The organism is Neotamlana sedimentorum (assembly GCF_000943565.1).
GTDB classification, from domain to species: domain Bacteria; phylum Bacteroidota; class Bacteroidia; order Flavobacteriales; family Flavobacteriaceae; genus Neotamlana; species Neotamlana sedimentorum.
Map to the genome: position 1 here is coordinate 1 of NZ_JTDW01000032.1, position 4,589 is coordinate 4,589.

Here is a 4,589-nt window from a genome sequence, read left to right on the forward strand (position 1 = left end):
ACTCACTAAAAAGATTGTGGTTAAGTAAAAATCATAATACAAAAAATACTTGTTTAAGTCTTGGTAAATGTGACTTATTAATATAAATATTGTCTAAAAAAGTGCTTAACTAAATTTTAATAAATGAAAAATAAATTACCCGCCTCAAGTAAATTATTTATAGTTTTATTTTGTTTAACTGTATGTATTAACAAAGCCTTTTCGCAAGTTGAAATAGCTAAACAACGTTTTCATAATGGAGATCCTAGCTATCAAAAAGCTATTGCTGATAAAGATGGTACTTGGGCTCCGCCTAGCCAAACTATTACAGCACATTCTGGTACAGATAACTGGGATTATACGGCAACTACAGTAAACGGATTTATTCGAGTGGTAAATTCTGATATAACAACACCAGCCTCAGATTTATATTGTTTGGAAATTAAGAACTATTGGGATGATACACCATCTATAGTTTTTGCAGAAAAAGATTTAACAAATTATACAGATGTTACCTTTTCTATAGCATATCAGTCACTTGGGGAGCCAGATAACAATGAGCATTTAATTTTAGATTATTCTTATTATGATGGAAGTGTATGGGTCGATAATTCTGTTAATTTAATTGACGGGGTAGATTCAGCCACAACAGACATAATATATTTTAATGCTTCAGGTCCTAATACAAACCCTTTTGAGATATCAATTCCCAATTCTGCTACAGCATTTAGAGCAACTGTACGTTCTAATTTTATAGATGGCTCTAATGGAAATGATAATTATTACATTGATGATGTTATTTTAAGTGGACAAGCGGTAACAACACCGCCAGTAGCGAGCTGTGTGGGTGATTTTAGTATAACTTTAGATGCTTTCGGAAGTGCTTCTATAACAGCTTCAGATATTGATAATGGATCTTCGGTTTCTTCAGGAACAATGAGTTTATCAATTGACAAATCAGAATTTAATTGTGATGATTTAGGAGAGAATGTAATTACTTTAACAGTTGATGATGGTACTCAAACAAGTATATGTACAACCACTGTAACCGTAAATCAATATTCCGGACCTTTGGTAGCGCCAACATTAAACAATGTCTCGGTGTATTGTTATTTTGAAGCGGAAACGCCAGAAGATATTCATTATCAATGTAATACTGTAACTCCTACAACATCCGATGCAACAACATTTAATACACCCGGCACTCATACCATAACTTGGACCTATTTCGATGCTGCAACTGGAAATAGTGATACTGCAACGCAAACCATAACATTAAATAATCAAGCCCCACCTGCGGGAGTTGTAATAAATAACATAACAGCAAATTCAGCAACTGTAACCTGGAATGAACAAGTAGGGATTGACTCATACGAGATTCAATATAAAAAAGATAATTTGGTTAATTGGGATGTTGTAACTTCTACATCCAATTCAGTCGATTTAGAATTGTTAGACCAAAAAACATTATACAATGTACGTGTTTCAGCATTGTGTAATGGTTCTACTAATTTTTCAAGTATTGAAAATTTTACAACTGCTAGCCATGATTACTGTGAGCCAGATGTATCTAACGATAGTGCTTTAAGACATATAAGTAATATTTTTGTTGCTAGTCCAAAACCCTCAGGAAATACAATAAATAATAATTCAGCCTACGATAATTCTGGATATACCGATTATACAGATTCTGTTTTAGCGGCAGAATTATATAAAGGTCAACAGTGTCAAGTAACTATTAAAGTAGTTGGAGAAAGTTGGGCAGAATATGGTTATCGCATTTGGGTAGATTTTAATGGCGATGGTAATTTTGACGATGATAATGAATTGGCTTGGACATATCTTGATGCGGGTGGGGGTGACCCAAGAACATCAGATACTACAATTAATGCAAATTTCGATATTCCTAGTTATGCCGTATCAGGTGTTACAGCAATGCGCATTGCTTGTAGAGCATGGTGGCACCCTAGTAATGATGCTTGTGATGGTAGTTTTGATGGTAATGCAGGTGAAGTTGAAGACTATCCATTAAGTTTAGAAATTAAACCAGATGCTCCACAAGAAATAGATGTTACGGGTAATGGAAATATGATTAATGATGGTGCAGGACCTGGGGATACATTGGAGGAAAACAATACAGATTTTGGTAATCATGATATATTTGAAAGCCCACTTATTAAAACTTTTAGAATTACAAACAACGGGGCAGACCCATTAACATTAACTGGAAACCCTATTGTACAATTTGTTTCAACTTCTGGAGATTTTACTATCGCTCAGCCCTCAATATCTGTTTTAGCTATAGGTGAATCTACAACTTTTACCGTAGCCTTTGATCCAAATACTGTTGGAACAAAATCTGCTGTACTAAGAATTCTAAATGACGATGTGGATCTTGGAGATACAGAAGATGATTACACATTTAATATAGTGGCTAAAGCAGTACAAGATTTTCCAGATACAGACGGAGATGGTGTGCCAGATAACGTTGATGGCGACGACGACAATGACGGTATTCTTGATACAACCGAAGATAATTCATGTAAAACATACCCATATGCTACAACCGTAGAAATGGTTTTTTTAAACGAAACTTTTGGTTCAGGTTACAATAGAGTAGAAATAGATGAATATAACGATAGGGCCACAACAACTTATTGTTATGAAGATGGTTCTGGAACATGTTCTGGAAATAATAATTTAGGAGATGGTTCTTATACTATTTACTATAGAGCAGGAAATGGAGACGGAACGAACCAAACACCAAATGGAGAAGTTGCTAGTTGGGCCGATCAAGTTTGGTATACAGGTTTAGATCATACACCAGATAGCGAAGACGGAGCAGAACCAGGCCGTATGCTTTTAATTAATGCCAGTCACGATCCTGGAGTTTTTTATAGCGCAAATATTACAGGAGTAACACCTGGAGTAGAAGTAACGTATGGGTTTTCTGTTATAAATTTAGATAGATCAGATGCGCCTTGTTTAGATGGTTGCCCAGGCGGAGCAACATGGGATGATAATCCAAGAAATAGGCCAGAAGTACTTATTGCTGTTTATGATGCAAATGGAAATTCACTTATTCCAGCCTCAACATCTGGTTTAATTGAACCAACCGATGCATCAAATCCAAATGGCGATTGGGTAACAGTAGAAACAACATTTACAACAAATTCATCTCAGTTTACTATTCAATTAATTAATAGTCAAGATGGAGGTCAAGGTAACGATTTAGCAATAGATGATATTTATGTTAAGCAAATTTTATGTGATTTAGATGGTGACGGAGTTGCAGATTCAATAGATTTAGATAATGATGATGATGGTATTCCAAATGTTGTTGAACTTGGGCTTGCAGACACCGATAAAGATGCTACACTATTTGGAGATGGTTGGGTAGATACCAATCAAAATGGTGTTCACGATTCATATGAAAGTGGTGCAACGCTTATTGATACCGACGGAGATGGTGTTCCAGATTATATCGATGCCGATTCAGATAATGATGGTATATTCGATAACGTTGAATATGATGGTAAGGGAGATATCGATGTAGATGGTGATGGCTCTGGTGATGGCTCTGATGCGAATAGTTTATTGGCAAATGATGACGCCGATGGAGATGGAATATTAGCAGTTATGGATGGAAACGATAATGACACAGACGATGAAGACCACGGTAGTGCTTCATATCCAGATCCATTAGATAGCGATAATGATGGAATTCCAGATTATTTAGAGGTTGATTCTAATAACGATGGTGTTTTTGATATTAAAGAAACTATTTATTTAGATTTTGACGCGGACAATGATGGGATTATAGATGGTACTATAGATGTTGATAACGATGGTATTTTAGATACTTTTGATACAGATAGTACTGTTTTTGGTTCGCCTCGAGATTTAAATGAAGAGTATACGCTTTATTTTGATGGAAGAAACGATTATATTTCAGAAAACGTACCGGTAATTAATGCTTGGGGATCTGCAACTCTTATGGCTTGGATTAAAATTCCTGTTGGAGCTTCAGGGCAAAGACGCATTGCTGGTCAAGATAATTTTTATATAACGGTAAATAGTGATGGTACTGCTAGTGCTGTAGCTGGAGGAAATACGCTAACTTCCATGACGGTTTTACCAAATAATATTTGGGTTCATATAGCAGCTTCTTTTAATAATCCAGATAATAATTTTGTTCTTTATGTTAACGGGGAAGCAGAAGAAACTATTACAGCAAGTGCGATAGCTTCTGGTGTTACAGATTTTACAATAGGTAGACGTCCTGGGGTTTCTGGAGAAGAAAATGTTTTAACTAGTGAATATTTTAAAGGTGAAATAGATGAAGTACGATTGTTTAATTTTGGGTTGAGCGAAGATGAGATTCAAAAAATGATTTATCAGGAATTGGACGATGCAAGTGCTTTTGTTTCTGGTAATGTAATCCCTTCAGAAATTTCTGCAACAGTAGGCTCTAGTTTACAACGTTATTATAAAATGAACGAATTTTTAGCAGATATAACTTCAGATGAAAAAGCAATTGCAACAGGGGCTAAATTGTATAATATAAAAAACATCTATTTTCAAACAGCGCCTTTACCCTACGAGACTAT

1 protein-coding gene is annotated in these 4,589 nt (G+C 35.3%); it reads left to right on the forward strand.

The features are described from left to right. Positions 1-123 precede the first annotated feature (123 nt). A partial coding sequence (locus tag PW52_RS16820) for a LamG-like jellyroll fold domain-containing protein (RefSeq protein ID WP_044634149.1) occupies positions 124-4,589 on the forward strand: 4,466 nt, incomplete at its 3' end.